Genomic DNA, 25,939 nt, shown 5'->3' on the forward strand with positions numbered 1-25,939 from the left:
TCAACTGAGCAACAAATCTAGCGAACCACGTGAGTATCGCTATCTGGTACTTGACCATACAGGCGCTGAGCATAAAGCCGCGGTCGACTGGTCGAAACTCTCAATGCTGCTAGACGGGTACGAGATTGACAACAACACCTGTAGTTCGCGGGGGTGTGCCCGAACCGGTGGCTAAAGAGTCGTTGACGGAGGGGGAATGTGTTTCCCCGGCATTTGGCTGGGTACCACCCCAGTGATCTAGAAAGCGTTGCCGTCACTAGCCCCGAGAAGACTATGGCCTGATGTGCTTGGCATCTATCCGTGACAATGGCACATTTAATTTTAGGTGCCCATCACCTCCTGGAGTACAGGTAGGTGGTAGTCCATCAGCGAGATACCTAGTAAGAGTTTGAGGAACGGTTGCTGGTGGTCTCGATCAGTCGCCCGCGAGGATCGGTAAGCAGCGACGGAGCACAAAACGCAAAGAGATGACGATCCCGGGAGGAGCGAACCTGCACCCAATGGCGAGGTGATCTTGTTCATATCTTGATATTCGTTTGACGAATGCGAGTACACGAGAGATGTCCAAGGTGTGGCCGTTATCAACACGTGGTGAGGCCTGGTGCTGACCTCCATTGTGGGTGATGAGATAAGCATGCATCTCAGCTGAATTTCGCACCTTCGAGCAAGCCGCACTCATGATCTTGGTCGAAGTTGTCAATGCCCATGTGCATGGCTGACCGCCGTGCGGCGCGTATGCCAACTATGCTCAGTCTAGCGTTACCGATGGTCAGAGGATGGAAAGGTACCGGGTGGCACATACGAAAAACGATCGCCAAACACGAGACGTAGCCAGTGAGCGGGTCTCAGTCGGGCGGTTGCTACGAGAGGACTATCGGATCATCGCCTTGATTGTCGCGCTTCCTCTGGTGCTCTTGGTGCCTGCCCTCGCGCATCTAATCAACGAAGACCCTGTGATCACTCGTGGCCTGTTTGCCGAGCATGTGGTTCCGGGGCTCTCGTCCGGCTACGCCTACATCGATCCCAATGTTGGCTTCACGACCCAGGCGCTGGGCCACCTCGATGCGACCGATCTTCTCCACGGTATCATGCCGTGGTGGAATCCCTTTAGTGGTGCCGGTCTACCACTCGCCGCTGAGCTTCAAAACGCTCCGTTCTTCCCACTGACCCTGCTGATGGCTCTGCACGGAGGGGTTGGTGTCGAGCTCGAACACGCGCTTCTTGGGGCGATCGCCGGCGTGGGGACCTACCTGTTGCTGCGAAGTCTTGGACTCTCTCGTCTGGCTGCATTGACGGGTGGGCTCCTATTCACGCTCAATGGGACCTTCGCCTGGTTCGGTGATAATCCGAGTATCACCCTTGCCTTCATCCCCTGGGTCGTCCTTGGCGTTGAGGTAGCGATCCAGAAGACGCACCATCGTGAACGTGGGACGTGGCAGCTCCTGGCGGTCGCAACCGCGCTGATGTTTCTTGCCGGGTTTCCTGAGACGGCATATGTGGCGCTCATCCTTGCTGGTGTTTTTGCGCTCTTAAGGATGAGCTACCTGGCACGCGCCGAGTGGCTCGGTACCCTTTGGCACCTCGTGCTCGGTCTCGGGGTCGGTGTGTTGATCGCGGCTATCTCGCTTGGGCCGTTCGCCGAGGCGCTCCCACACGAATATCTCGGTGCCCACGTTGGGTCATTCTCGCAGGTGTCGCTGCCGCCAGCGGGCGCAATTCAAGGGTTACTGGCTCCCTATGTCGCTGGCCCGATCTTTCGAACCTTCAGCTTGCCGTGGCTGACCTTTACCTGGTCCAACATTGGCGGCTACGTCAGTATTGCCCTTTTGCTCGTTGCCGCCTACGGACTTGTGACGCGGTGGGATCGACTCTCGATCGGCCTCGGGATCTTTGGTCTGTTCTTTGTCGGCAGGACTTATGGGATTGCTCCCTTCTCGACCCTGGTCAACCTGTTGCCCGAGTCTCAGCGGGTCGCGGTCTTTCGCTACGCCAACCCATCGTGGGAGCTCGCACTCATCGTCTTGGCTGCCCGCGGGATCGATGCACTCTGTAACCCCACATCACGGCACCGTTGGGGTGTTCTAGCGGCTGCGATCACAGCCTTGTTGGCCTTCGCGGTCTTTGTCGTTAATCGAGTGGACCTGCGCGAGGTCTGGGACGACCCAGCGTTGCACTCCTGGATGTTGTGGTCACTGCTTGGCATTGTTGTGGTAACCGTGGCTATTGTGGCCGTGTTGTTCACCTCGCGTCGTGGGCGAGGGGGAGTGCTGCTCAGTTCGATCATGGTTGTCAACGCCCTCGTTCTCTTCTGCGTGCCGATTGCGGCGAATCCGCGATCAGGTAGTGTCGATCACCGTGTACTCTCCTTCTTGGAGGCACATCTCGGTGACTACCGCGTCTTCTCTCTGTCCGTGTTGCAACCCAACTACAGTGCCTTCTATCGCATCCCCTCCGTCGACTACAACTACCTGCCGATTCCAAGCGACACTGTCTCTTGGATCACGGACTATATCGAACCGGAGTTCGCTGCGAACCCGGTAAGCATGAATGGCGCAAACACGCCCTTGAGCACTGCTCAGCCCTGGTCGCAGTCGCTTGAGCTCAACCTCAGGAGTTATGAGGCGATGGGAGTTCGTGACGTCCTTGTTGCCAAGGGGGACAACCCGTTCCAGATGACTGCTGAGGTACCGGCGGGCTCGCCGGTACAGGCAGGCCGGGCCATACCGTCTGGACCAGGCCTCAAGATTGACGAACACACCAATCTCGAGGCGACCCTACCCACGCTTGAAACCTCAACGGCGTCGATTACCTCCTTGTCGGTGACGACCGTTGCGCCGGATTCACACGTCAAGGGCATCATGGATGCTCGGATCTGCTCTGGGTTGACCTGTGTGAACGCAGGCGCATCGCTAGCGGCGGGGGAGTTTAAGGTAGTGTTTCCGACCTCGCTTGTGCTCCGACCGGGTCGTCCGGTCAGCTTGGAGCTCTCGTGGCCATCTCTGTCGCATCCTGTCGCGTTGGTCGATGCTCCCAAGAGTGGGGCACCGTTCCCAATGGCGCTCGATCAGCGGCCGCTCCCATCGACCAACGTGGTGTTCGGCATTGGAATGTCGACGATGAGCCAAGTGCACTTGGTCTATAGCGACGCGGCCACTTCGGTATACCAGCTCAACAAGGCGGATCCGATTTTTTCGGTGGCCGGCCGTGGTTGCAAGATTCTCTCCTACGAAGGCAGCTCAGCGCGCTACTCCTGTCAGGGTGCTGGCTCCTTGACCTATCGCGAGACGTCGTTTCCTGGTTGGTCGGCCACGCTTGGAGGCCATTCGTTGGGGATTGCCACGGTGGATGGGCTGTTCCAGCGGGTGAGGGTTCCAGCCGGGATACACACGGTTCGCTTTCGGTATGCGCCTTTGCATGCGGGTCTCTTTGAGGGGCTTACTGCACTCGCGCTCATCGGGTTGATCATCAGCGTGATCGTCGACGCATCCGTCGGGCGCAGGCGGGCCAAGCGGGTGTGATCGCACCACGTCTGGTCCTGGTCGCTTCGGTGATCATACGCGATCACCACTCAAAAGCGCCCGCCGAAGGCGAGCGATGGCTGTGACGGGCTCGCTCGCTTGAAGGTTGCTCTGTGGTGCTCGTCCAGATCACGAGTTTTGACAGGCGCTTTTGTATCTGGTGGGTACTGAGCGGCACAACGAGCTGAGCGGCACAACGTGAGACGCGTGCGTGCAGTGTTCCTGTGGATGCCTGCACAACCACCATTGACGGAGTGCTATTGAACGCTTATTGGATCCGCTCCATCGAGATGATCTGGCGATCGCTGGGCCCGGCCACGTAACTTTGTCATGGCGTTCAAATCATCCCTGTCATCGTCTCTGTCATCGCCGATTGTTCCTGTGATCGTCGCGGTCAGCGTCAGTGCAGCCGCTGTTCGACCCGCAGCCGTAGGTTGAGGTCGCGATCGATGGTGACTGCCTCGATGAGTAGCGGCGTTGTCCCCTCGTGGCCTATGGTGATGGTGTCGCCTGGCTTCGAGGTTGGGTCGAGTGGGATTGTGATCGGATCGAGATGGAGCCAGGACGGGACGGTCGGTGCACTGGAGTCTTCGATCCAGATTCGATGAGGGGTGGTCGCATACGGCTCGGTCTCCATCGCCCAGATCACGACGCGGTCGATGGTGTGGTCGATGCCGTTGGGAAGGTCGAGTCGACATTCGATCTTGGCGCCGGGTTCGAGCACGATCGGGTTGGATGGGAAGTAACGCGCTGGCCGTGGGCATGGGAGTTCAACGCCCCGGTAGAACGGCAGCCAGGGGACGTCAACGCGCGGAGGCCATGCGGCACCACAGCCGACGTCGTCGATGGAGGCGTTCGGATTGTGATAGGGGTCGTTCAGGATCTGTGGCGCCCATTTGTGCCAGTAGCGGATCACCTCGGTGCCGTAACGACCCTTCTTGGTCGGCTCGGTGTCCATGCCACGGGACTTGGACTCGTGGTGAATGAGTTGAGCGGCTGGTGTGTAGCCAATGTGATAGCCCGCCTGGCTGAGCTTGAGGCAGAGGTCGATGTCGTTGAGCGAGACCGTGAACCCTTCGTCAAAGCCACCCACCTGTTCGTAGGCGGCCTTCGATGCGAGCATGGCGGCACCGGTGACCGCAGAGAGTCGCTGGGCCAGCATGATTCGGCCGCCATGGCCGTATTGATCGTCACTGCTGAGTTTGTAACGATGACCGGCTTCGCCGTTGATGCCCAACACGACTCCTGCATGTTGCACCGTATGATCCGGGAACCATAGCAATGCACCGACCGCCGCGATGTTGTCGTACATGCTCATCCCGACCATCTCGGTCAGCCATGAGGGGTTCATGGCCTCGGTATCGTTGTTAAGCATGCAGATCAGGTCGGCATTGATTTGACCAATGGCCCAGTTGTGCATCGCGGCATAGTTGAATGGATGTGGATAATCCAGGACGCGATGTCGTGGGCGAGTAGCAACCTCTTCGAGGAAGGAAAGCGTCTCGGGCTCGTCACTCTCATTGTTGATGATCACGACCTCGTAGTCGGGGTAGTCGGTTATCTCGAGGCTGCTGAGGCATTGGGCGAGGAGATCCACATGGTTGCGCGTGGGGATGATGATGGCGACGTGTGGGGTGGTTGCAGGGATGAAATGTACGAGGTGGTAGGCATCTTGTAGCACGGGCTCGAGTCGGGCTTGCATGCCGCGTCGCTCCAGTGCCTCCTCGACTGCCGTCATGCCTGCGCGCTGGGCTGCTGGTTTGAGTTGGACTCGAATAGCCGTCGAACCGGCGATCATTCTCCAGTGATACAGAATCACTGGGATGTGGATGATCTGATCCTCACGTACGGCTTCGGTGATACGCAGGGCAAGATCCCAGTCTTGGGACCCATCCAGACCGGTTCGTTGTCCACGCAGGGCCAGCAGCTCTGCCCTGCGGACGACAAAGAGGTGGGTCATGTAGTTCTGCGCCAGGAGTAGGATCGGGTCGAAGTCAGGCTTAAAGTACGGGCTAAAGCGTCGCCCATCACTGGTGAGTTTGTCCTCATCCGAGTAGAGAACGACGGCGTTCGGGTGTGCATTGATCGTAGCCACGACCCAGCTCAGGCTGTGGGGACGCAACAGGTCATCGTGGTCGAGGAAGGCGACATAGTCCCCGGTTGCCATCGCAATTCCGTCGTTGGTGGCGGTGGCGATGTTGCCGGTTTCGGGGCGTAGGTGGGCGACGATACGCGCATCTTTCGCGACATACTCGTTGATCACGTCGAGAACCTCTGGGGTGGTGGAGCCGTCGTCGACGATGCACAGCTCCCATTTGGGGTAGATCTGGGCTCGCACCGACTCAATGGCCTCACGGAGATAGACGATGGGCGAGTTGTAGGTTGGCATGACGATCGTGATCGTCGGCTGGAGGGTAAGCCGGTCCGTGAAGTTACGGATGGCGCCCTCGTCGATCTTGGTGTCGTATTCGCGCACCCATTTGAGGTAGGGTTCGATGTCGAGTTCATCGACCGCAGCCTCAGATGTGGTATCTGGGCCCGACTCTGCCACGGTGGCGTTGTCCCCCCCCTTGACGGGATCGACAGGCACTATTGAGGGGCGATACTTGCGCATGAGGGCACCGAGTTGCGGGTTTTGCTGTAAAGCCTTGACGAGTCGTGGTGCGATCTCTGTCGTGAGCGTGTGAGAGGCGAGGCGGAGTCCCTTGGTCACCCGCCAGCTGGTGGAGTCGTGCATCTGGGCGAGCTGAGTGTTACGCTCGGCGATTTGGCGAGCCAGGTCGTCGCGCTCGATCGCTCGATTATCGAGGACGAGGTGCAGGTAATCGACCTCGCTCAGGACCTCGGCGTCGCCAAGGTTGGTGATGGGGCTTGGGGCTTGGCTACGACGGCGCTTTGGGGGTGTCATCGGAGCTCACCTTCGTCTGATGGTCCAAGATCGAGGTGTAACCAGTCTTTGTAGACGAGCTGGTTGCCGCCGAGTACCCCGATGACGGCGGCCTCGAGACCCTCCTGATCGAGGTGGGAGCAGAGTGCCTCAGGGGTCTCGGTGGTGAGCAGGAAGCGGCTGGGATGCTCCCCGAGGAGCGCTATGGCCTCTGAGCTACCATCTTGTGCGCCTAGGTCGTGCATCGTGATCCCTTGGCGGGCGAGTCGAGCGAGCCGCATGGCACCACCGAGGAGGCCCCCAGAGCCGAGGTTGTGGGCAGCATTGACAAGCTCGTCACCCTCGACCAGCGACGCTACCACCTGGAGGAGATGACCGAGTCGCTCGATATCGATGGCTGGGAATGCCCCTGCATCATCACCGACGATCGATGCGAATACCGATCCTGTGAGTGTTGGCACCTCGCCGGTACCAACGAGAACCACCGTGCCATGGGCGCGTCGTGGATCGGGGACCGGGCGGTGTGGCTTTGGCCGAAAGCCGATGGTCGATACCACTGGGGTCGGGTCGATGTCGGATCCATGTGCTTCGTTGTAGAAGCTGACGTTGCCCCCGACGACCGGGACGCCAAGCGCGCTGCAGATCTCGGTAATACCATCGACGGCGAGTGAGAACTGCCACATGACCTCAGGATGCTCGGGGTTACCGAAATTGAGGCAATCGACGAGCGCGACCGGGGTGGCCCCAACACAGGTGAGGTTGGCGAGCGACTCTGCTACCACCGCTTGGGTCCCATATTGTGGATCAGCCCTGGACCAGCGTTGGTTGCCATCGACGGAAAGCGCCATCGCGAGGTCCGTTGATCCAATACCTGGCGCTTGGACGCGAAGCAGGGTGGCGTCAGCCCCAGGAGATACGAGGGTGTTGCGAAAGAGCATGTGATCGTAGCGTGAATAGATGGCCTTCGGGTCAAAGGAGAGGGCATCGAGGACACGATAAGCGATCTCGTGCCAGTCGCTTGGCACCGCAACTTCACGACGAGATCGCTCGCGAAACTCGATCGGCTCCTTGATAGCTCGCTCGTAGAGTGGAGCCTCGTCGGCGAGGGCTGATGCTGGTATCTCGGCCACCATTGCGTCCTTGAAGTAGGCTCGTAGCACTCCGCGCCCCGCGTATGACCCATCTTCGTCGGGGGGTGTGACCTCTCCGATGACGGTAGCGAGCACCTCTTGCGCCTCACAGATGGCGAGCACCGCCTCCAAGTTGGTCGGCGTGACGATGGCGAGCATGCGCTCTTGGGACTCGGAGCACAGGATCTCCATAGGACTCATTCCTTGCTCCCGTACCGGGACGCGATCGACCCAGACGCTGATGCCGTTACCGGCGTTCGCGGCGGTCTCGGAGGTTGCACAGGTCAGGCCAGCACCCCCAAGGTCCTGAATGCCGACGACTAGCTTTTTGTCGAGGAGCTCAAGACAAGCCTCGATGAGCTTCTTCTCCTCGAACGGGTCACCCACCTGCACGGATGGGCGTTTCTCAGCAGAGGTTGCATCGAACCCGCTCGAGGCAAGCACGGAGACACCTCCAATACCGTCACGGCCGGTTGTGGCCCCCAAGAGAACGACATGGTTGCCAGCACCGGAGGCCAGCGCTCTGACGAGCCGGTCGGTGTGGGCAATGCCGACTGCGACCACGTTGACCAGTGGATTGGCACCGTATGGTGCCGCGAAATGAATCTCACCCCCGACGGTTGGCACTCCGACGGCGTTGCCATAGGAGGAGATCCCCCCGACCACGCCGTCGAAGATCCAACGAGATTGGGGATCATCTTGGTTCCCCATCCAGAGTGAGTCCAGCAGCGCGATTGGCCGAGCGCCGACGGTGAAGATATCTCGGAGGATGCCCCCGACACCGGTTGCCGCTCCTTGGGTCGGTTCGATGGCGCTGGGGTGGTTGTGACTCTCCATCCGTAGTGCGACCGAGATCTCTTCAGTTGCGGCGACCACGCCGGCGTTCTCACCTGGCCCCATGATGACCCGCGGGCCTGAGGTCGGCAGTCTGCGAAGATGGAGTCGTGAAGACTTGTACGAACAGTGTTCGGACCACATGATGGAGAACATGGCAAGCTCAACGAGATTGGGCTCTCGGCCCAACTGATGAACGATGAGGTCAAATTCGTCGTCGGTAAGCCCTAGGGGCCGATAGATTTCGCTCTCCACGCTCATGGAGCTTACCCTTAGCACGCTTGCGCCTCTCTGCCTAGTCGGCATTTGATCGAAATTGCTCGATCGAGTAAACAGAGGCACTTGCGACGACTCGTCTAACACACCTGAGTGCGAACCCGTGCTTTGGTTGAACAGGACCGAAGGTTTGCGTGGGGAGCTCGCTTGATCGGTGTGGAGTGCAAGGAATCGAGAGCACGGTACAGTACCCCAGCCCAGTGCCCAGCCCAATGCCTCGCCGCCCCAATGCCTTGGCCAGATGCGGCACTGTGAGACCATTGGACGGCTCGGCTTGCATGTGAACACAGTTGAGCCTATGAGAGCGCAATCCCCGTTTATCCGCGATCAAGCAACCTTGGTCCCCATTGGCTGCTGGGTCGTTGCAGTAGTCGGCTTGGTGATTGTTGACTTTTAGTGTACGCCCTTACCATGGCCACAGGATCGCCACCACACGTGATACCAGGGCCTGTGACCGTGACCCGAGGTGGTCTCCGATGGATTCTCTGGTTATCGTGAGCACCCATGTGCCGCTCCAGAATACTTAATCAATGTTAAGCACTCCCTTTCTTTTCGCTCCCCAGCCGTCGAGTCTCCCCTGTCCCCACCACGGGAACAGGACTCATACGTTCGACACTGTTCATGTCTCTAACTGTCGTTGTTGGCGACTGTGGTGTGCTTGGGGTAATGGCGTGAGCGGTAGTCTTGGCATCTGGTTGGATGCCATGACTTTGGATTCGGCGTACAGAACCTCTCGTTAAGGATCTTCTTCACATCCTTGTACGGAGTGAACCGGCTGATCTCGCGATCTTTGATCCTTAATTTGAGGTTCATGGCAGCCACGTGATCTACATCGCCCCGCCGGTTGCAATCCCAGTGTGGATTACGACAATGAAACGCATCCCCATGTCGGTCGTCACGAGAGACATACCCACACGATGGCTTGGGACACGTTTGGCTGGTGTAGGCCGCGTTGACTGCTTTCATGTTGGAACCTCCAACATAGGCATGTACCGTCAGGCGTTCTTGATTCTCGTCTCTTGCCCATGACGCACAGAGTCGAGAGATCTTCTTGGATGTGGCCTTGCCACGTAAGTGGGAGAGGTCTTCGGTGATGATTGCTCGTGGTCGTTGACTGGGAAGTTGTTTGACTCTACCGTTTGCGCGGGTCCTGTTGCCATCACCGTATATCACTTCTTTGATGGTGGCACCTGATATCGTCTGAAGTTGGGCCTGAAAGCGTCGGAGTCTGGCTTGTTGCTTCTTGGTGCCGAGGTTGTTTCTCGCGATGCGTTTGGCACGCTTAGAGCCAACGTCCTTCTTGGAGAGCGCGCGAAGCTTGTTTCTCGCCTTGCCGGTCTTGGTCCGGCCTTCGGTCATGGATGTCAAAGCCTGGCCGTACTCCTTGCCATGATGCACTCCAGCGTCATCGGTGCAGACCTCGGTAATTCCCCAGTCAAGGGCGACTGGTTCTCCTGTTGCCCCATCGAGGGGCGTGATGTCATAGCTCACGTGGATAAAGGTGCGTCTTTGCTGGTCATCGAGCACGACACGGATGTTGCCAGATACCCGTGACCTACCCGCAAGCGGTAACACCATGCGCTTGGCCTGAGTTTTGCCAACTACCTTGACATAACGCCTGGTATCGTTGTCTGACACTGAGTAGAGCGTCGAGTCCAAAGACATCTGGCGAGACTCAATGACGGTGGGCCACGTGTCATCGAGTGCGTTTCGTATCACACGATGCAGATATGAGACAATCCTGGCTCGTACATCTGGGTCGAGCGTCACCGTGGGTATCTCGGGCACACCAGCGCACATGATCCGCCCGATGGCCGAGTATCGGGCGAGACAAGCGTAGGCATAATGCCTCTCCTTCTCGTTTATGAATCGCCGCCCAATCTTTGCCTTAACGTTACCGATAGCCAAACGAGACTGAATATGGCGGACGCAAGTATCGACGGCATCAAAGGCTGCCTGGTCTACGAGGTGAACATTGAGACCGGCTGGGTACAGGCCCTGCTGCTTGGCATGGTCACGAAAGCTTCTCCCTCGATCAAGGAGATGCCACAGGCGAGGCTGTCGAAGACGAGTGACAAAGACACGCTTGGCATCGGTATAGTTCGCAATCACCGAGCACAGCTCTTCGTACTTACCCTTGTTCAGGGGCAAAGTAGCCAGTCGTAGCGTTCGCTTCATGGTAAGAACCCCAGGACGAGGCTCTGACAACGTGTCATGCGCTGATATCCCTGGTTGCTTCTCGTAGTTGATCCATGACCTGTTTGTTCTGATGACTTTCCATATAGTCTGGCAGAAAATACCGTGACAATTTCAATCACGTCGCTAGCAAGGTCTTCTTCAAACGACGAATCTTCACTCGCGTTGATGATAATCACCTCGACGCCGAACTGTTCGCATAGTGCGAATACTAACTCTGAGCCAAAGCGTAGCAACCTGTCCTTGTGACTAAGGACTAGTCTTCCGACTTCGCCAGAGCAAATACGGTGAATGAGTTGTTTCAAGCCTCGCTTGTTATAGTTAAGGCCAGACCCAACGTCGGATATTACCTCATAGGTCCAATCTTGGGCGGCGCAGAAGCTCTCTAGTAGAGCTACTTGGCGAGTAAGGTCATCCTTTTGCCCACTGGTCGATACTCGAGCGTATGCTATCGTAGCACGTGATGATGGTGCCAGATGGGGCGCTAAGCGACGTAGTTGAGCCAAGTCATAGCGCCGATCTCCTCCTGTTGTCCTTTCTGGTGGATCAATGCGTCCTTCTTCTTCCCATCGCCTAAGAGTGGATGGATGAACGCCTAGCTCTCTAGCGGCTGCACCGATCGAGACTAACTGGCTGATATCTATAGATAAAATCAGTATTGATAAATATTAGATAAGAACATTGGAGCTGTTGTCAGCCCGCATTCTCATCGACGATATCGTCTTCAGTGACATCACGAAGCGGGACAGTGCGACATCTCGTGGCCTTGGTGACCATGAGGCGGACGGGGTCCCTACCGGTCCAAGGGGCATCAAGAGAGACGTCGAAGCTCACAGCAACCTCCTCGAACGACGGTTGGAGGTCGACAGATGTCGTTCATCAGCGATCAAGGAATTTTCCCTTGGCACACTGCCCCAACGGCGAGGGCAATGATTCGCGTGCTGGACTTTCACCAGGCAAGCACAAAGGGTTACCTCCATCACGACTCAAACCCGATTCCGATCTCAAGTTAGTGTCGAGAGCGTGTCTGTGAGGGTCTTGCGCCTTGTACCGCGATGGGGAGAGCCGCTTCGCGTTTGTGGGACACCGGATTGAGGTACGGCCTCACATGCGTGGTCCGCTTCTGCTCCGGTAACGTGATAACCCCGACCATCTGGCACGTCCAAGGTCTTGTCTGGTTGCGCCAGACGATGCGCCGGGTTCACACGCAAATACAATTCTCGAGGTTCACTGAGCGTCGAACCTTTGTACGAGATTCGATACTGCTGACATGAACCCAGCTTGCACTATCCTCGCCGGTGAGTTGGCGAACACAGGACGTGCGTGGGTGCTAACACCGGTTTCCGGTGAGCAAACCCACTGTGGCTCCATAGAGCGTCAGCCATCTGATGTGGTTAAGCCACAAGACGGATCACCGGGGGCCAGCCCTCTTCGCAAGGGCAGCCCCACCGGCAAATAATAATATAGGGGAGATCTCACGGTCGCCCTACGAGGGCGAAGTGTGAAACACTGATCCTTTGATCACCTGGTTCGTCAACAATTCCCGACCGCAGCCTCGCACGAGGATCGATCTCGTGGCTAGGCGTGAGGACGAATGCCGGCCTTGGCGAGCACGGCCGCGGGAACGCCGGCCTCGAGCCAGGTCTCGTAGCGGATGCCCTTGCGAGCAGAGTAGGAACCCGCGTACTCCACGAAGAGCTTCTCTAATTGTGTTCCATCGTTGGCCGACCCAAGCCGCTCAAGTTCGAGGTTGAGATCTGCCCTCTTCTGGAGCAGGTCGACGCGCCGGATGCCGGAGACCTCCGTCAGTCTCTTCTCAATTTCCTCAAGCTGTGAACGCACCTTACCAACGTCACGCTTACGACCGCGACGGGGCTTTGATGTCTCGAGGTGAGCAAGATAATCATTGATTGCCTTGTTCTCCAGTCGCAACGAACTTGTCGCTCCTCTTTCTGCCATGTTGTTCTCCCTGCCTTTCAGAGACTCATTCGATTCCAAGGTGATAGCCTGTAATCAACTTCTTGTACCTAACAGCTCATCGCTATCAGTTTGCGATTGTTATTGCTGTCCATCCATGACCATCTGTCGTAGTATATTAGCAATGTTGAAAGTAATAAACCAACCAAGCGTTCAGCTTGAAATCATTATATTGGCTCCTGGCTTTCAACCCTGCTTACCACAGTGGTACGAGTAGTGCAATTTTAGTGCACCTTGATCCTAGAGATGCGCGGACAACGACGGCCCCTTCCGTTACGAGACCTCCAACTCTGAAGTACTGTCGAGTTTTTGCTGTGATTTTCTTGAATTTGTAAAGGTCTCAGTTTGCGCGAACGTGATTTCGATCCTCATTCTTGCAACTACACCACTGCCATCGAGATGGCCTGGTAACACCATCATTGCCATTTATCTTCGCCACAGAAGAGGTTAGGCCCCTGTCGGATTGCAATCGAATTGGGTTGCACTCGGTCGACCAGGAATGGATGGGACGATGCCGGGTGTGCGAGACAAGGCGTCGCGCAACTACACCACCCCTGCATTGAAAACGTAATATGGTATTACCCAAGGGGAGACCACGTTTGTGTGTCAAGCTCCGAGCCGAGTGCCTACGTTCGGAGTCCTACAGTTGGAAACACCCCTGCCCCCTTGGCGTCGGATATGGTCCTCTCGGTGTCGGATGCGGTGCGCGTGTAAGCCTTTGATATTGAGTGAGGCTCAGCACCGCAGCATAGAGAACCCAAGAAACTCAACCGCAGAAACTGAACTCAAGCGTACTGAGGTCTGCGCACGTGAGTACGTGTCGTGCGTGAGCTAGAGCAGACGCAATAGCTCAATACGTCGAATCGCCGTTGATCTTGTCATCTCTTGGCATCAGCTTTGTTATACTAGCTCCAGATTGTCAACCAGTGCTGGTTCTTGGCTTTGGGCGTGGCATCTCATAGGTAACCGGCGTGTGACAGCTCGAACAAAACAGCTTCCAAAGGCGTGGGCCATATTGGACACCCGATCAGCGTGCGCCCGTCCAGATGGAGGCGGGGCACCGACAGAGACGGCAAGGCATGCCTTGTGCGGGGAGGTAAGCTAGTCACCGGCCACGGCCATCGTCGTGATGATCGCATAAGGGAGCAGATTTCGATGAGTACCACCGTTGTGTTGGGAACCCAGTGGGGCGACGAGGGAAAGGGCAAATTTACCGATCTCTTCGCCGCCGATATGGCGGCAGTCGTTCGCTATCAAGGTGGACACAATGCCGGCCATACCATCGTCGTCGGAGAAGAGACCTTCGCACTGCAGTTGGTGCCCAGTGGCATTCTCTATCCGCACGTTACCGCCGTCATTGCTAACGGCCTCGTGGTCGATCCTAAAGTTCTCTTTGAGGAGCTCGACCTACTTGAGAGTCGAGGGATAGATACGTCGAAACTGGTGGTCTCCGGTAGCGCCCATCTCGTGATGCCCTATCATCACGAGATCGATCGCCTCACAGAGCGTTTTCTCGGAAAGAATCAACTCGGTACCACCCGCCGGGGTATCGGTCCGGCTTATGCCGATAAGTCGACACGAATTGGGTTGCGGGTGCAGGACCTGCTCGATGAGAAGATTTTTGCCGAGAAGCTTGAGGTGGTACTCAAGGAGAAGAACCAGATCTTGGCCAAGATTTACAACCGGTTACCGGTCGATGCCGACCAGATTCTCGAGGATTACCTTGGCGAATATGCACCTCGCATGGCGCCACGCATCGTTGACACCGTAAAGTTGCTCCATGACCTGTATGACCAAGGGAAGGGAATTCTTCTTGAGGGCGCGCAGGCGACCTTTCTCGACCTCGATCACGGCACCTACCCGTATGTCACGTCATCGAACCCAACGGCCGGAGGCGCCTGTACCGGCACCGGGCTTGGACCCCGCCAGATCGACCGGGTGATGGGTGTCGCCAAGGCTTATATCACCCGAGTGGGCGCTGGCCCATTCCCGTCTGAACTGACCGACGAGATCGGTGATCTTCTTGTCGATCGCGGTCACGAATACGGGACCAACACCAAGCGCCGTCGCCGTGTTGGCTGGTTTGACCTACCGATGCTGCGCCACGCCGCGGCGATCAATTCGCTGACGGACTTGGCGATCACCAAGGCCGATGTTCTCGATGCTCTCGACACCGTCAAAGTCTGCATCGGTTACACCGTCAACGACGACTACACCGAGGATCTCCCGTATCATCAGTCTGATCTGCACAAGGCCCTGCCGGTCTATCAGGACTTTCCCGGATGGCGATGCGACATCGGGGACTGTCGCACGCGCTCCGATCTCCCGAAAGAGCTCATGAACTACCTTAGCTTCCTCGAAGACAAGGGACAGGTACCGATCTCCTGGCTTGGAGTTGGGCCAGGTCGCGACCAGGTCGTGGACCTTCGCGGATGAGAATTGTTGTCGTTGGTTCCGGGGCGCGAGAACACGCCTTGGCGCGAAACCTCTCGGCCGATCACGAGGTGATCGTCACCCCAGGAAACGCCGGCATGAGCCGCGATGTCGAGGTCTCTGACCGCGACCCGTCCGAGCTGGCGCCTGATCTGGTCGTCATAGGGCCGGAGGCTCCGTTGGTCGCTGGACTGGCCGATCGACTCAATGAGGGGGGCATCGTCACGCTTGGCCCGGGTGCTGAGGGTGCGCGACTCGAGGGTTCGAAGGCCTTTCTCAAACAGATCTGTGCCGAGGCCGGGGTGCCCACTGCCGCCTTTGGGGTCGCCACCTCCGTTGCGGAGGGCAGTGAGTTGTTGGATCGGTTCGGACCGCCCTATGTGATCAAAACCGACGGCTTGGCTGCTGGGAAGGGTGTCCTCGTCACCAACGATCGCCAGGAGGCATATCAAGACCTTGTTGCCAAACTGTCCGGCACGGCCTTCGGTGAGGCTGGTACCCGTGTCGTGATCGAGGAGCCGATGGTGGGACCAGAACTCTCCGTCTTTGCGCTGTGCAACGGACGTGACTTCGTCCTCCTACCGGAGGCGCGTGATTATAAGCGATTGCGCGATGGTGATCTTGGCCCCAACACTGGTGGTATGGGATCGATTTCGCCGGTTCCCGGGGTCAAGAGCGAGGTTGTCGACACGGTGGCCGCGACGATCATCGAGCCAACGCTTGCGCGCCTCGGCGAGCGCGGCATCGAGTATCGCGGGATCCTCTATGCCGGTGTCATGCTCACCACGAGAGGCCCTCGCCTCGTCGAATACAACGTCCGTCTCGGAGATCCAGAGGCTGAAGCCGTCCTGCCACGGATCACCCGAGGCCTTGGAGAAGCCATGCTGGCGGCCGCAGTTGGTGAGACGATACCACCCCTCGAGGTGTCCTCGCAGTGTTGCGCTACGGTCGTCGTAGCGACGCCCGGCTATCCTGAGCATCCCATCACCGGACAGGTGATTACCGGGATCGATGAGGCCAGGGCATTGCTCGGAGTCAGCGTCTTTGCCGCGAGTGTAAAGGGTCAACTCGAGGTGCCCGGGCCTGAGCGTCGTGATACGGTAGAGCTCGTCACCAACGGTGGGCGTGTTCTGGCGGTGACCGGTCTCGGTGCTGATCCACACGCAGCAAGAGAGCGAGCCTATCGGGGAATCGAACGTATTAACTTTGATGGGCTGGTCGTTCGCCGGGATATAGGGTCTTACGTAGGTTGATGTTGTCAATGCGGTGCCCGCGAGATGAGATGACTCCAACGACGAAGGAGCAGTAGATGATTCCACGGTACGAGTCAGCGGAGCTGACAGCGATCTTCTCCGACCGCAACCGTATGCGCCTCTGGCGCGACGTCGAGCTTGCGGTCGTGCGTGCAATGGCTGATGCCGGCGAACTCGATGCAGCCGAGGTGGCTCCGCTCTTTGCCCATGAGGTGGCGATCGACGATGCCTTTGTCGAGCAGGTGCTTGCCAGGGAGGCGATCACCAACCACGATTTGGCGGCCTTTGTCGACGTCTTGCAGGCTGCCTATGACGCCAAGGCCGCCCGGTTCATCCATTTCGGTCTGACCTCGTCTGACATCGTGGACACGGCGCTCTCGCTGCAGATCGTTGCCGCGATGGACCTGGTACTCGGCGCGGTGGATCACCTTTTGGCAACGCTGCGCACCCAGGCGTTGCGCTACCGGCGAACTCCGATGTTGGGTCGCACCCACGGGATGGCGGCCGAACCCACTACCTTTGGAGCCAAGCTTGCCCTTTGGACGCTGGCTTTGGATCGCGAGCGTACCCGGCTGGTGCGGGCTCGCCGCCAGATGGCCGTTGGCAAGCTCTCTGGAGCCGTTGGAACCTATTCGAACGTCTCCCCAGCGCTTGAGGCGATGGCGCTAGCGAGCCTCGATCTTGAACCCGCCCCTGCAACCCAGGTGATCGGGAGGGATCGACACTGTGAGGTCATCATGGCATTGGCCTCGACGGCAGCGATGATCGAGAGCGGTGCCCTCGAGATACGCCACCTCGCAAGGGGCGAGGTGATGGAGGTCCAGGAGCCATTCGCCCCAGGTCAGAAGGGATCCTCGGCCATGCCCCACAAGCGCAATCCGATCCTCTCGGAGCGTCTTTGTGGTATGGCACGCCTGGCGCGCAGCTTTGTCATCCCAGCCCTCGAGGACGTCTCCCTCTGGCACGAGCGCGATATCTCGCACTCGTCGGTGGAGCGCATGATGATCCCCGATGCTTTTCAGTTGGTCTACTACATGGTGACACGTTTTGATCGGCTTGTGGGGGACCTCGTCGTGCACGAGGAGTCGATGGCGCGTAACCTGGCCACAACGCACGGGCTGATCTTCTCACAGAGCCTGCTGCTCGCGATGGTGCGCACTGGACTCGAGCGCGACGTCGCCTACCGTATCGTTCAGGAGGCGACGACACGGGTGCTTGGCGGAGCCGGTGAGCTTGGCGAGGTGTTGATGGCCGATGAGCGATGCCCACTCAGTGGCGATGAGATCAACGCATTGACCTCACTCGATCGTCTTTTGGATAATCTTGATCCGCTGTTTCATCGTCTCAAAGGGTTGGAGGAAAGCCAATGGACCTCGATCTCATAGCGTCCGGGAAGGTCCGTGAGGTCTACGCGATCCGCGATGACCCCACGCAGTTGTTGATGGTGGCGACGGATCGTATCAGCGCCTATGATCGGGTCTTTGATGAGCCAGTCATCGATAAAGGGCGACTGCTCAGCGCGATCAGTGCCACCGCGTTTGCAGCGATCAGGAGTCGCTTTCGCACCCATTTCGTCGGGGTCGTAACCGATGTCAGTGAGGAATTTCTCGGACGGGCGACCCTGGTTGAGCGGGCAAACATGGTGCCCGTGGAGTGCGTGGCACGCGGCTATCTGGTCGGTAGTGCCTACGAGATGTACCGGAGAACCGGCGAGGTTCAGGGCGTAAGACTCCCAGCTGGCCTCTCGTTTGGCGATGAGCTAACCGAGCCCATCTTTACGCCGACCACCAAGGAGTCCACCGGACACGACCGCCCATTGACAGGTGCCGAGCTGCGCAACCTACACGGGAGTGAGTTGGCGAGCCAGCTCGAAGAGCGCACCAAGGAGATCTATCTCACCCTGGCTGCGTGGTTTCGAGACCATCACCTGACGCTTGTCGATTCGAAGTTCGAGTTTGGCTTCATCGGCGATGAGCTTGCGCTCGCTGACGAGATCGCCACCCCTGACTCGAGTCGTATCGTGCGAGGTCAGCCGGGGGTTGACCCGATGTGGCTCGATAAGCAGCTGCTTCGCGATTGGCTGAGCAAGCAGGGTTTTCGAGGTGATGGAGCCGCACCGACCTTAGACGATGCGATCGTCGAGCGCGTGCGTTCTGCCTACGTTGAGGTCTACGAAAGCCTCTCGGGTCAATTGTTTACTGCGTGGCCTGGTGTAAGTCGTGGCTATCGTGGGAGCGATGTCTCGTGATTTTGGGTCCGGGTCTCGGTGGATCGAGATGACCGTAGGCGCTGAGGTGCCATTACGAGCAATGACGAGTGACTCGCCGGCCCCAGTATCGATTGGTTCGCTGACGAGTCCTGTGAGAACGGCTTGCACGAGACAAGCGATGCAACCGGCAGCGAAGAGTAATTGCTGATGGACAACAGAAGGAGAGGGTGAGTGACGATGCGCTATCGCGTGAGTGTGCGGGTCATGCCAAAGACAGGCATCAGCGATCCAGAGGGAAAGGCGATCCATGATGCCGCGCACCAGCTCGGCTATCGCGAGGTTGACAGCGTGCATGCCGGGAAGTCCTTTGAGGTAGAAGGCGACTATGCGTCGGAGGCAGCGGCCCGTGATGCAATCGGGTCGTTGGCTGAACGCCTCCTGGCGAATCCGGTGATCGAAACCTTTGTCATCCTCGATGTCGAGGAGCTCAAGTGATTGGGATCATCGTCTTCCCGGGTACGAACTGTGAGTTCGATGTCCAAGGGGCGTACCATGAGCTTGGTGTCGAAAGTGTGCTCATCGGCCATCGTGAGCAGCGCCTTGACGACTACGATGCCGTCATCATCCCGGGGGGATTCTCCTATGGTGACTACCTCCGGACCGGTGCGATTGCGCGCTTTTCTCCTATCATGGAGGCCGTTGGACGTTACAGTGAGAGCGGTGGTAGGGTGCTTGGTATCTGCAATGGATTTCAAGTCCTTACCGAGGCTGGCCTGCTCCCAGGGGCACTCCAGCGCAATGCCGGGCTGCGTTTCGTCTGTGGTGAGACGAGGGTACGGGTGGAGCAGAATCGATCGGTGTTGACCAGCGAGATGACGGTTGGGGAGGAGTTGTCCCTCCCGATCAATCACTTTGAGGGCAACTACACAGCCGATGCTGCCACCCTCGAGCGACTTGAGGCCGAGGGACAGGTGGTCCTACGTTACCTACAGAATCCCAACGGTTCGGCCAACGATATCGCAGGTTTGGCCAACCTCGAGGGTAATGTTGTCGGGCTCATGCCGCACCCCGAGCGCGCAGGTCTCGGGTTTGGCTTGAGTCAGCAGGCTCGGTTGATGCTGCGATCGGTGCTGTCTTGGATGGGTAATTCCTTGGTGAGTTAGTTTTATCGGGACATCTGGTCCTTCGTTGGCTGCAAACGACCTACGACGTATCACCAGGTGGATAAGTCACTTCCTCGTTCTCTATCTCAACCGCATAGGTCGAGGCCCTAGTTTTCGTTCACGGTGGTCTCTGCCTTTGACGGGCGACCCTATTGCATGTCTCCTGTAGGCAATCAGTTTGGGCTGACAACAGCTCCAATTTGATTTCGGTCCCTCTGGTGCGATGGGTTCGGCCCTGTTCCGAGTGACGGCAAGCTTCGTTGCGATTGCCATTATCGAGTGCGCCCTCTCTGTGCTGTTTATGCTGCGGCGCGAACGACAGGCGACAGGCGATAGCGGTCCTGCTGAAGAAGGAGTGGTAATGGCGGAACCGGCCGACCACGTTGCCGCAATGACGGATGTCAGAAAGTCCTACGGGAGGCGCGGGGTGCTAGATCACTTCAACCTATCGGTCGGCCGCGGCGAAATGGTCGCGGTGACAGGGCCTAGCGGCTCGGGCAAGTCGACGATGCTCAACATCCTGGGCATGCTTGAGCAGCCCGATGCCGGGACTGTCGAGATCTGTGGTGTTCGCAACCCGGAGCTGCGGAGCCGGGTCGGGCGGCAGCTCCTGCGTAGCAAAGTGGCATACCTGTTCCAGAACTTCGCCCTCATAGACGAGGGTACGGCGCGCTCGAATCTCACGGCGCCCCTGTCCGCCACCGGCGCCGCTCGGAGAGGTTGGAAGGATGCGATGCGCTCAGCGCGGTCGATCTCGACGTTGCCTTGGAGCAGCCGGTCGCTACGCTCTCAGGTGGTGAGCAGCAACGCCTGGCGTGTGCCCGCGCGCTGCTGCGTCCTGTTGAACTGCTGCTGGCTGATGAGCCGACGGGCGCGCTGGACGCCGGGAACCGTGACGTGGTGCTCCGCCTGCTACAGGACCGGAATCAAGCGGGGGTCACCGTCGTCGTTGTCACGCACGATCCTGCGGTCGTCCGGGTATGCGGGCGAACGCTTCAGCTCGGGCAAACCACGATCGGTCTGGGTGCTCGGACTTCTAACATCTAGACTTGGTGACGACGATCGATGCAGGATCCTGAACGCGAAGCGAGGCTGCTTTACGTGATCGGGAGGGGTTGCCCACGAGAGGGTGTCCCGTATCCCCGGTGAAGATTCTCGCAAGGGTGCCCCTATACGGACACCTCCACCAAGAGGTTGGTCGCGCCCGGACCCCGGCCACCGACGGCGCGTTCCGAGGCAGGGCGCAGGGCCTGGTAGAGCGTCTCGCGGCTGACGCCGGGCTCACGAGCGAGCACCGCCTTCGGTACGCCGTCTTCGACCTGGCGGCGCAGCTCGGCCACCTGGTCGTCGTTCAGGGGCCTCTTGCGTCCCCGGTAGGCGCACCGCTTCTTGGCCAGCTCGATGCCCTCGCGTTGGCGCTCCCGGATCAAGGAGCGCTCGAACTCTGCGCAGGCGCCCATCACCGACAGCAGCAAGTTCGCCATCGCGGTGTCGTCGCCGGTGAAGGTGAGCTGCTCCTTGACGAAGTGGACCTGTACTCCCTTGGCGGTGAGCTTGCGCACGATCGATCGTAGGTCATCGAGGTTGCGGGCCAGGCGGTCCATGGAGTGCACGACCACGGTGTCGCCGTCGCGGACGAAGCCGACCATCGCCTCCAGCTCCGGCCGGCGTACGTCCATGCCCGATGCCGTGTCGGTGAAGGTCCGGTCGAGCGGCACGCCGTCGAGCTGGCGGTCGCTGCGCTGGTCGATGGCGCTCACCCTGATGTAGCCGACCTGCTGACCGCTCATCGTCTCCTCCCGACCCGAAGTGTCAGGTTGGACCCTAAGAGCGTGCGAGCGAAGTGTCAACCAAATACCAAACGGACCCCAAACTGACGGCCCCCGCCGCTCACTCCTAACGTCCGGCTGGGGTACACCCCACGTGTACAGCTTGTCGCCCGGCAGAGGAAGGAACAGGCTTGCTCGCCACCTGGTGCTGCCGTCAATCGGCCCAGGTGAGGCGGTGGAGCCGGTCTGTGAACGTATCAACCGCGGAGTCGTTCCTCTGGACGCTGGCGGGGACCAACGGCGAGGAACAGGGCGCAGCCGGCCGTGGCCGTCACTACAGCCACCCACCATCCGATGGGGTCCGTGGCAGGTCGGAGCGTCCAGGCCCAAGGCGCGATCTGGCCCGTTGGGCCCTCCCCCAGCGAGACGTTGACAACGACATCGCCAACTGGGAGGAACGCGGCGGCGCTCGAACCGACCAGCGGCGCAGCGATCAGGCCCAGTCCCGCGAGACCGACGAAGTTCCGAACGACGAGGAGGGCCTGGCCGTCGGGTTGAGTAGCGGGTGGGGCCCCCTCGGGAGTGCTTACCGTGGCTTTCCGTTTCATTGTTCCCGGAGAGCCGCAACCGAACGAACTACATCAGCCGGGGGAAGTCGGCGGCTGCTTGAGATGACCTGAGATTACGGTGACGTGGAGAGTGCTGGGCAGCAACACATGGGCGACATCCGCGGCCAGGCCAACCAGCAATGCGAAGACCAGGTACAAGACAAAGAGGTACCCGATCCAGCCGAAAGGTGTCCAGTGGCGAGGTTCACCAAGCTTACGGAGAGTTCTTATCCGCAGGCTGTCCTCCATGTCATCTCCAGTCAGTTGGGGGCAGTGCCCGAGAACGTGTAGTGCCGATGAGCGTACACGTTGATGGTGATGGTCGGGTACTGGTTTAACACGCAGAGCCCCGTCGCCGGTGTCGAAGCACGGGCATATCCCTATGAAAGGTCGTAGAACTGCGAGTTCACCCCAATGTAGTGCCTTGACTGAGCCACGAGGTTAGACACCACCTTCTCGGCGACGTCCGGAAGGCCGGTGAAATAGGTGGACATGTAGGGGTGCGCGTCCGACCCGGGTCGGTCACAACGCGCCCCGCTCGATAACGCGATTCGAACGACGACGCTTAGCCAATCGCCTGCTTTACGACCTGGGCTGCTCGTTCAGGATCGGCGAGCACCACTAGCTCGCCCCACTCGCTCTCTAGCTCCACGACCGCTGTGTGTTCGAGCTCGTGAGCGAGCCTGCTGGTCAATTCGAGCGCCGCAGCCCGCTGGTCTGCCTGCTTGCTCAGCACCGGCGCCAGCGTCACTGGGGTTGTCAGGTTACCGAGGCGGTTCGCAACCCTTATAGGTCGGTACTTCTGTAGATGTTTGGCACGCTTCTTGAAATCCGCGATCATGTCATCGGCGACGGCCTGCCAAGACAGTGCCTCGCTTGTGTCGGTAGCGTCCCATTGCAGGTCCCGGACACTCATGTTCCTGCCCCGACGCCGACGAGCCACGCTCCTCACCTCGAGTCCAACAAGTTTCAACATCGCGTTTCCCCTGGCACGATCCATCACATCCCCTACGTAACGTTCGCTTCGGGGGTCCACATACTCAGGAAGAGCGGGCTGGATGAGAACCACAGATCGAACCGGTACACCCCCGTCTAGAGCAATGGCCAACGCGGTAGCTGTCGAAGTGGAACTGGAGACGAGTGCGATCTCGTCCAGCTCGAGGTGCGCCACTAGCTCCATGACATCCTCTACCCTGTCCGCTTTAGCCTCGGACAGTGGCGACGCTCCGATACCGCGTTCATTCGGCAATACACACGTGTACGACGTTGCGAGTAACCGCACAACTCCCGACCACAGCCGCCGATCATACGATACTGGATGAAGAAATACTGTAGCCGGTCCCTTGCCATCAAGCTCGTAGTCAATCATACGACGCGCCTCCTCGTGTCGGTGGACTGTCGAAGCCCTGCGTGGGGCTAGAACCCGAGTGTACATTGAAGCGCACAGATACCTAAATCGATTCCCGCACACGCGGCGCAAGCTGCACAAGTGATGGGATCTTCGCACAATTCACAGATTTCGAGACAGTCCTCAGTGACCCTGGCGGCAAGACACAAGATAACGCAGCGAAAGAATCCCCTCCGTGCATCGGGAAGGGCTTCAGCGGATGGCGACATCTCGGCCACGAAGCGGCCACCGACTAGATGGAGCGTACCAACAGGGTCACCCGAGACAGTAGACACTTGTAGTCCAAGCGGGTCAGAGTGGGCCGTGACGACGAGAGAAGGAACCGCAGGGCTGCTTTCAGGAACCGCAACCACGAGGACACTTGGCGCGGCAGGAACCACAGGCCTCAATGATAACGCATACAGCGTAGCGGATCGGGTGGTCCCAGGCTCTTCGGACTCAGACACAACCTGGCTCGTGGCTCCTGACCAGTTTGGAGGCCCGAAGACGGCACTCGCACGAACCACGTCAGGATGGCTCTCCAAGGCCGCACGGGCAGTTAACGACAGTGGCAAGGGTCTGCTTACCCGGACGCGACGAGGGGCGAGGATTGGGATGACACGCAATGGTAGGATGCCGGCGGCTGCGGCGAGAGCTGCGAAAGAAGACGCTTTACCAAGTAGTTCGCGACGGCTTCAGGTCCGACCGCTCACCCCGGTTATCTGATCAGCTTGACGGGGAGGTTCCTTAATGGTGTACCCCGTGTACCCCCACACGTCTCTCAGCAGACGAGTGGAGCGCACTGGTCCGACGAGACGGGCAAGCTGCAAGCGTAATCGCAAACCGCGCCAGGTTGGTAGCTTCTGGCCGGTGCCCCGGCAGAGAATCGGCTCGAACCGGGACTGCAACAGAACTTGAATTGCTTCAGGCAGAGTTGGATCCTCATGACTGCGGATTGTGAGTTGTCCCTCGCAGATGGACTGTAGCGTTCGAGCGAGCTGGCTGCACGGAACGCAGTTGAGATCCGCGACGAGCATGTAGTTCGCTGTGGGTTGAGGAGCGGGGTCTTCGTCAGTGTTCGGCATGGGGTGGTACCTCGATCTCAAACGGTGTGGTGTCCTGGTTACTGAGTGCTTTGGTGCTTCTGCATCATAGATGTGTTACTGCGTCAAGGACTGGTTATCCGCAGGTTTATGAGGTGAGACGCGGTGGGAAGAGGCAGAACGCTCACTATGCTGCCAGCCAACCAGCCCAGTCGACGCGGTGAGTGCTCGGTATCATGCGGGCCGGTCGGTCAGTAGTCATGCAGTCGAGGGCCGACACAAGGGAAACTCCTGCAGGTTTCTTTCGCCCGGCGATACGGCATCGAAGACGACCGGAGAGCGTCAGCGCACCAACGGGACCATATCAATGACATTCGACCGGGGGTGGCCGAAGCTTCTGAAGTTGCATAGTCGTGCCATGTGTGCGTACGGCCTTCCCCACCGGGACGGTTCTCTAGCAGTAGGCTTGTCTCTACAGGGGTCCAGGCGGTTCAAGGTCATCCCCAGGGCCACCACCACATGTCGTGCACCTCCTTTCGGGTTGTAGTGTCTGGGTGGTGAGGGTATGTGGGCGTCGGGTGCCGGCAGATCTGTCATTCCGCGTATTTTTCGGTCGGGTTGGGGGGCGGTGGCTGCGGGTGATCGACGGCGTACCTGGACGGCGAGCGGTCTTGCCTGTCGGGGTGGTTGTGGGCTTGGGGTGGCGGGCTGGCCGGGTTCCCTTCGACCCCGGCGGGTTACGCCGGTCTGGTGGCGACGGGGGAGGCACGCCGGGATCTGTGGCGTTACAGCTGTCTGGCGGTGGCCGGGACGGGAGTGGTCGCGATCGGCGTGGCCCGGGGGAGGCCGGCGAGCGGGCCGGCGATCTTGGCCAACTCGCTGCTGGTGGTAATCGCCTGGGCCGCGGGTTGGGCGGTCCGCTCAACCCGCCAGCTGGCCGCTTCCCGGGTGTCGCTCGAACACGAGCAGGCCGCCAGGCGGCTCTCTGAGAACCGTTTGGCGATGAGCGACGTCCTCCACGACCGGGTCGGTCACACCCTGGTCGGGGTGCTCCGCCAGCTCGAGGCCGCCCAGGCGCTCTTCGAGGTCGACCCGGTCGGCGCCGGAACACTCATCGAGCGGGTAACCGGACGGGTGGGAGAAGCCATGGGGGAGGTGAGCGCCATGGTCGTCCAGAACCAAGAGCTGCCGGCAGCGAGAGCAGAGCTAGCCCCGACACCAGGTGGTGGTGGGGTGTTGGGAGACACCCTGGGCCG

The 25,939-nt window shown here is 59.2% G+C and carries 16 protein-coding genes and 2 pseudogenes; 9 read left to right on the plus strand and 9 right to left on the minus strand.

Features of this window, described 5'->3' with window-relative positions; genetic code table 11:
- Nucleotides 1-791 precede the first annotated feature (791 nt).
- On the plus strand, nucleotides 792-3,518 hold the full coding sequence (locus tag MP439_07565; GenBank protein ID MCI2975921.1) for a hypothetical protein: 2,727 nt from the start codon (nucleotides 792-794) through the stop codon (nucleotides 3,516-3,518).
- 400 nt (nucleotides 3,519-3,918) lie between these two features.
- On the opposite strand, the gene MP439_07570 is transcribed toward MP439_07565, so the two are convergent.
- The 6 genes and pseudogenes from MP439_07570 to MP439_07595 form a co-directional block, all read right to left on the minus strand.
- On the minus strand, nucleotides 3,919-6,426 hold the full coding sequence (locus tag MP439_07570; GenBank protein MCI2975922.1) for a glycosyltransferase: 2,508 nt from the start codon (nucleotides 6,424-6,426) through the stop codon (nucleotides 3,919-3,921).
- Nucleotides 6,423-8,630 carry a phosphoribosylformylglycinamidine synthase subunit PurL gene (gene purL / locus MP439_07575; protein MCI2975923.1) on the minus strand — a complete coding sequence of 736 codons (2,208 nt, stop codon included), beginning with the start codon at nucleotides 8,628-8,630 and terminating at the stop codon, nucleotides 6,423-6,425. Before purL ends, MP439_07570 begins: the two co-directional genes overlap by 4 nt.
- Nucleotides 8,631-9,272: 642 nt before the next feature.
- Nucleotides 9,273-10,823, minus strand: a complete 1,551-nt coding sequence (locus MP439_07580) for a transposase (GenBank protein MCI2975924.1) — start codon at nucleotides 10,821-10,823, stop codon at nucleotides 9,273-9,275.
- A 34-nt stretch (nucleotides 10,824-10,857) separates the two neighbouring features.
- Nucleotides 10,858-11,479, minus strand: a pseudogene (locus tag MP439_07585) (IS607 family transposase).
- A 55-nt stretch (nucleotides 11,480-11,534) separates the two neighbouring features.
- Nucleotides 11,535-11,675 (minus strand): hypothetical protein, encoded by a 141-nt coding sequence (locus MP439_07590; GenBank protein MCI2975925.1) that lies wholly within the window; start codon nucleotides 11,673-11,675, stop codon nucleotides 11,535-11,537.
- A 744-nt stretch (nucleotides 11,676-12,419) separates the two neighbouring features.
- Nucleotides 12,420-12,800, minus strand: coding sequence for a hypothetical protein (locus tag MP439_07595; GenBank protein MCI2975926.1), 381 nt, complete (start codon nucleotides 12,798-12,800; stop codon nucleotides 12,420-12,422).
- Nucleotides 12,801-13,973: 1,173 nt separating this feature from the next.
- Here MP439_07595 and MP439_07600 point away from each other — a divergent pair.
- The 7 genes and pseudogenes from MP439_07600 (at nucleotide 13,974) to MP439_07630 (ending at nucleotide 20,836) form a co-directional block, all read left to right on the plus strand.
- On the plus strand, nucleotides 13,974-15,254 hold the full coding sequence (locus tag MP439_07600; protein MCI2975927.1) for an adenylosuccinate synthase: 1,281 nt from the start codon (nucleotides 13,974-13,976) through the stop codon (nucleotides 15,252-15,254).
- Entirely contained in the window at nucleotides 15,251-16,504 is a 1,254-nt protein-coding gene (gene purD, locus MP439_07605) for a phosphoribosylamine--glycine ligase (protein MCI2975928.1), read from the plus strand. The genes MP439_07600 and purD overlap by 4 nt, the downstream gene beginning before the upstream one ends.
- Before the next feature lie 56 nt (nucleotides 16,505-16,560).
- The gene (gene purB, locus MP439_07610) at nucleotides 16,561-17,889 is read left to right on the plus strand and encodes an adenylosuccinate lyase (protein ID MCI2975929.1); all 1,329 of its coding nucleotides are present in this window, start codon (nucleotides 16,561-16,563) and stop codon (nucleotides 17,887-17,889) included.
- A complete protein-coding gene (locus MP439_07615) occupies nucleotides 17,871-18,752 on the plus strand; it encodes a phosphoribosylaminoimidazolesuccinocarboxamide synthase (GenBank protein ID MCI2975930.1) in 882 nt (293 codons plus the stop codon). Before purB ends, MP439_07615 begins: the two co-directional genes overlap by 19 nt.
- A gap of 198 nt (nucleotides 18,753-18,950) precedes the next feature.
- Entirely contained in the window at nucleotides 18,951-19,208 is a 258-nt protein-coding gene (gene purS / locus MP439_07620; GenBank protein MCI2975931.1) for a phosphoribosylformylglycinamidine synthase subunit PurS, read from the plus strand.
- Nucleotides 19,205-19,876 carry a phosphoribosylformylglycinamidine synthase subunit PurQ gene (purQ, locus tag MP439_07625; protein ID MCI2975932.1) on the plus strand — a complete coding sequence of 224 codons (672 nt, stop codon included), beginning with the start codon at nucleotides 19,205-19,207 and terminating at the stop codon, nucleotides 19,874-19,876. The genes purS and purQ overlap by 4 nt, the downstream gene beginning before the upstream one ends.
- A 466-nt stretch (nucleotides 19,877-20,342) precedes the next feature.
- A pseudogene (locus MP439_07630) lies at nucleotides 20,343-20,836 on the plus strand (ATP-binding cassette domain-containing protein).
- Between the two features lie 209 nt (nucleotides 20,837-21,045).
- Here the strand turns inward: MP439_07630 and MP439_07635 are convergent.
- From MP439_07635 to MP439_07645, 3 genes are all read right to left on the minus strand, one after another.
- Entirely contained in the window at nucleotides 21,046-21,666 is a 621-nt protein-coding gene (locus MP439_07635) for a recombinase family protein (protein MCI2975933.1), read from the minus strand.
- Between the two features lie 236 nt (nucleotides 21,667-21,902).
- Nucleotides 21,903-22,253: a hypothetical protein gene (locus tag MP439_07640; protein ID MCI2975934.1), complete on the minus strand. Its 351-nt coding sequence runs from the start codon at nucleotides 22,251-22,253 to the stop codon at nucleotides 21,903-21,905.
- Nucleotides 22,254-22,818: 565 nt separating this feature from the next.
- Nucleotides 22,819-23,622 carry an alpha/beta hydrolase gene (locus tag MP439_07645; protein MCI2975935.1) on the minus strand — a complete coding sequence of 268 codons (804 nt, stop codon included), beginning with the start codon at nucleotides 23,620-23,622 and terminating at the stop codon, nucleotides 22,819-22,821.
- 1,811 nt (nucleotides 23,623-25,433) lie between these two features.
- Between MP439_07645 and MP439_07650 the strand changes: the two genes are divergently transcribed.
- Nucleotides 25,434-25,939, plus strand: a 506-nt coding sequence (locus MP439_07650; GenBank protein ID MCI2975936.1) for a histidine kinase, incomplete at its 3' end; no start/stop codon positions are given.

The organism is Ferrimicrobium sp. (assembly GCA_022690815.1).
Taxonomy (GTDB): domain Bacteria; phylum Actinomycetota; class Acidimicrobiia; order Acidimicrobiales; family Acidimicrobiaceae; genus Ferrimicrobium.

What these genes read in the sequence shown, in the direction of transcription:
- purB (MCI2975929.1), top strand. Translation starts at nt 16,561, where the DNA reads ATGATTCCACGGTACGAGTCAGCGGAGCTGACAGCGATCTTCTCCGAC.
- MP439_07640 (MCI2975934.1), bottom strand. Translation starts at nt 22,253, where the DNA reads ATGAAACGGAAAGCCACGGTAAGCACTCCCGAGGGGGCCCCACCCGCT.
- purD (MCI2975928.1), top strand. Translation starts at nt 15,251, where the DNA reads ATGAGAATTGTTGTCGTTGGTTCCGGGGCGCGAGAACACGCCTTGGCG.
- purS (MCI2975931.1), top strand. Translation starts at nt 18,951, where the DNA reads ATGCGCTATCGCGTGAGTGTGCGGGTCATGCCAAAGACAGGCATCAGC.
- MP439_07600 (MCI2975927.1), top strand. Translation starts at nt 13,974, where the DNA reads ATGAGTACCACCGTTGTGTTGGGAACCCAGTGGGGCGACGAGGGAAAG.
- MP439_07595 (MCI2975926.1), bottom strand. Translation starts at nt 12,800, where the DNA reads ATGGCAGAAAGAGGAGCGACAAGTTCGTTGCGACTGGAGAACAAGGCA.
- MP439_07570 (MCI2975922.1), bottom strand. Translation starts at nt 6,426, where the DNA reads ATGACACCCCCAAAGCGCCGTCGTAGCCAAGCCCCAAGCCCCATCACC.
- MP439_07580 (MCI2975924.1), bottom strand. Translation starts at nt 10,823, where the DNA reads ATGAAGCGAACGCTACGACTGGCTACTTTGCCCCTGAACAAGGGTAAG.
- purL (MCI2975923.1), bottom strand. Translation starts at nt 8,630, where the DNA reads ATGAGCGTGGAGAGCGAAATCTATCGGCCCCTAGGGCTTACCGACGAC.
- MP439_07645 (MCI2975935.1), bottom strand. Translation starts at nt 23,622, where the DNA reads ATGATTGACTACGAGCTTGATGGCAAGGGACCGGCTACAGTATTTCTT.
- MP439_07635 (MCI2975933.1), bottom strand. Translation starts at nt 21,666, where the DNA reads ATGAGCGGTCAGCAGGTCGGCTACATCAGGGTGAGCGCCATCGACCAG.
- MP439_07615 (MCI2975930.1), top strand. Translation starts at nt 17,871, where the DNA reads ATGGACCTCGATCTCATAGCGTCCGGGAAGGTCCGTGAGGTCTACGCG.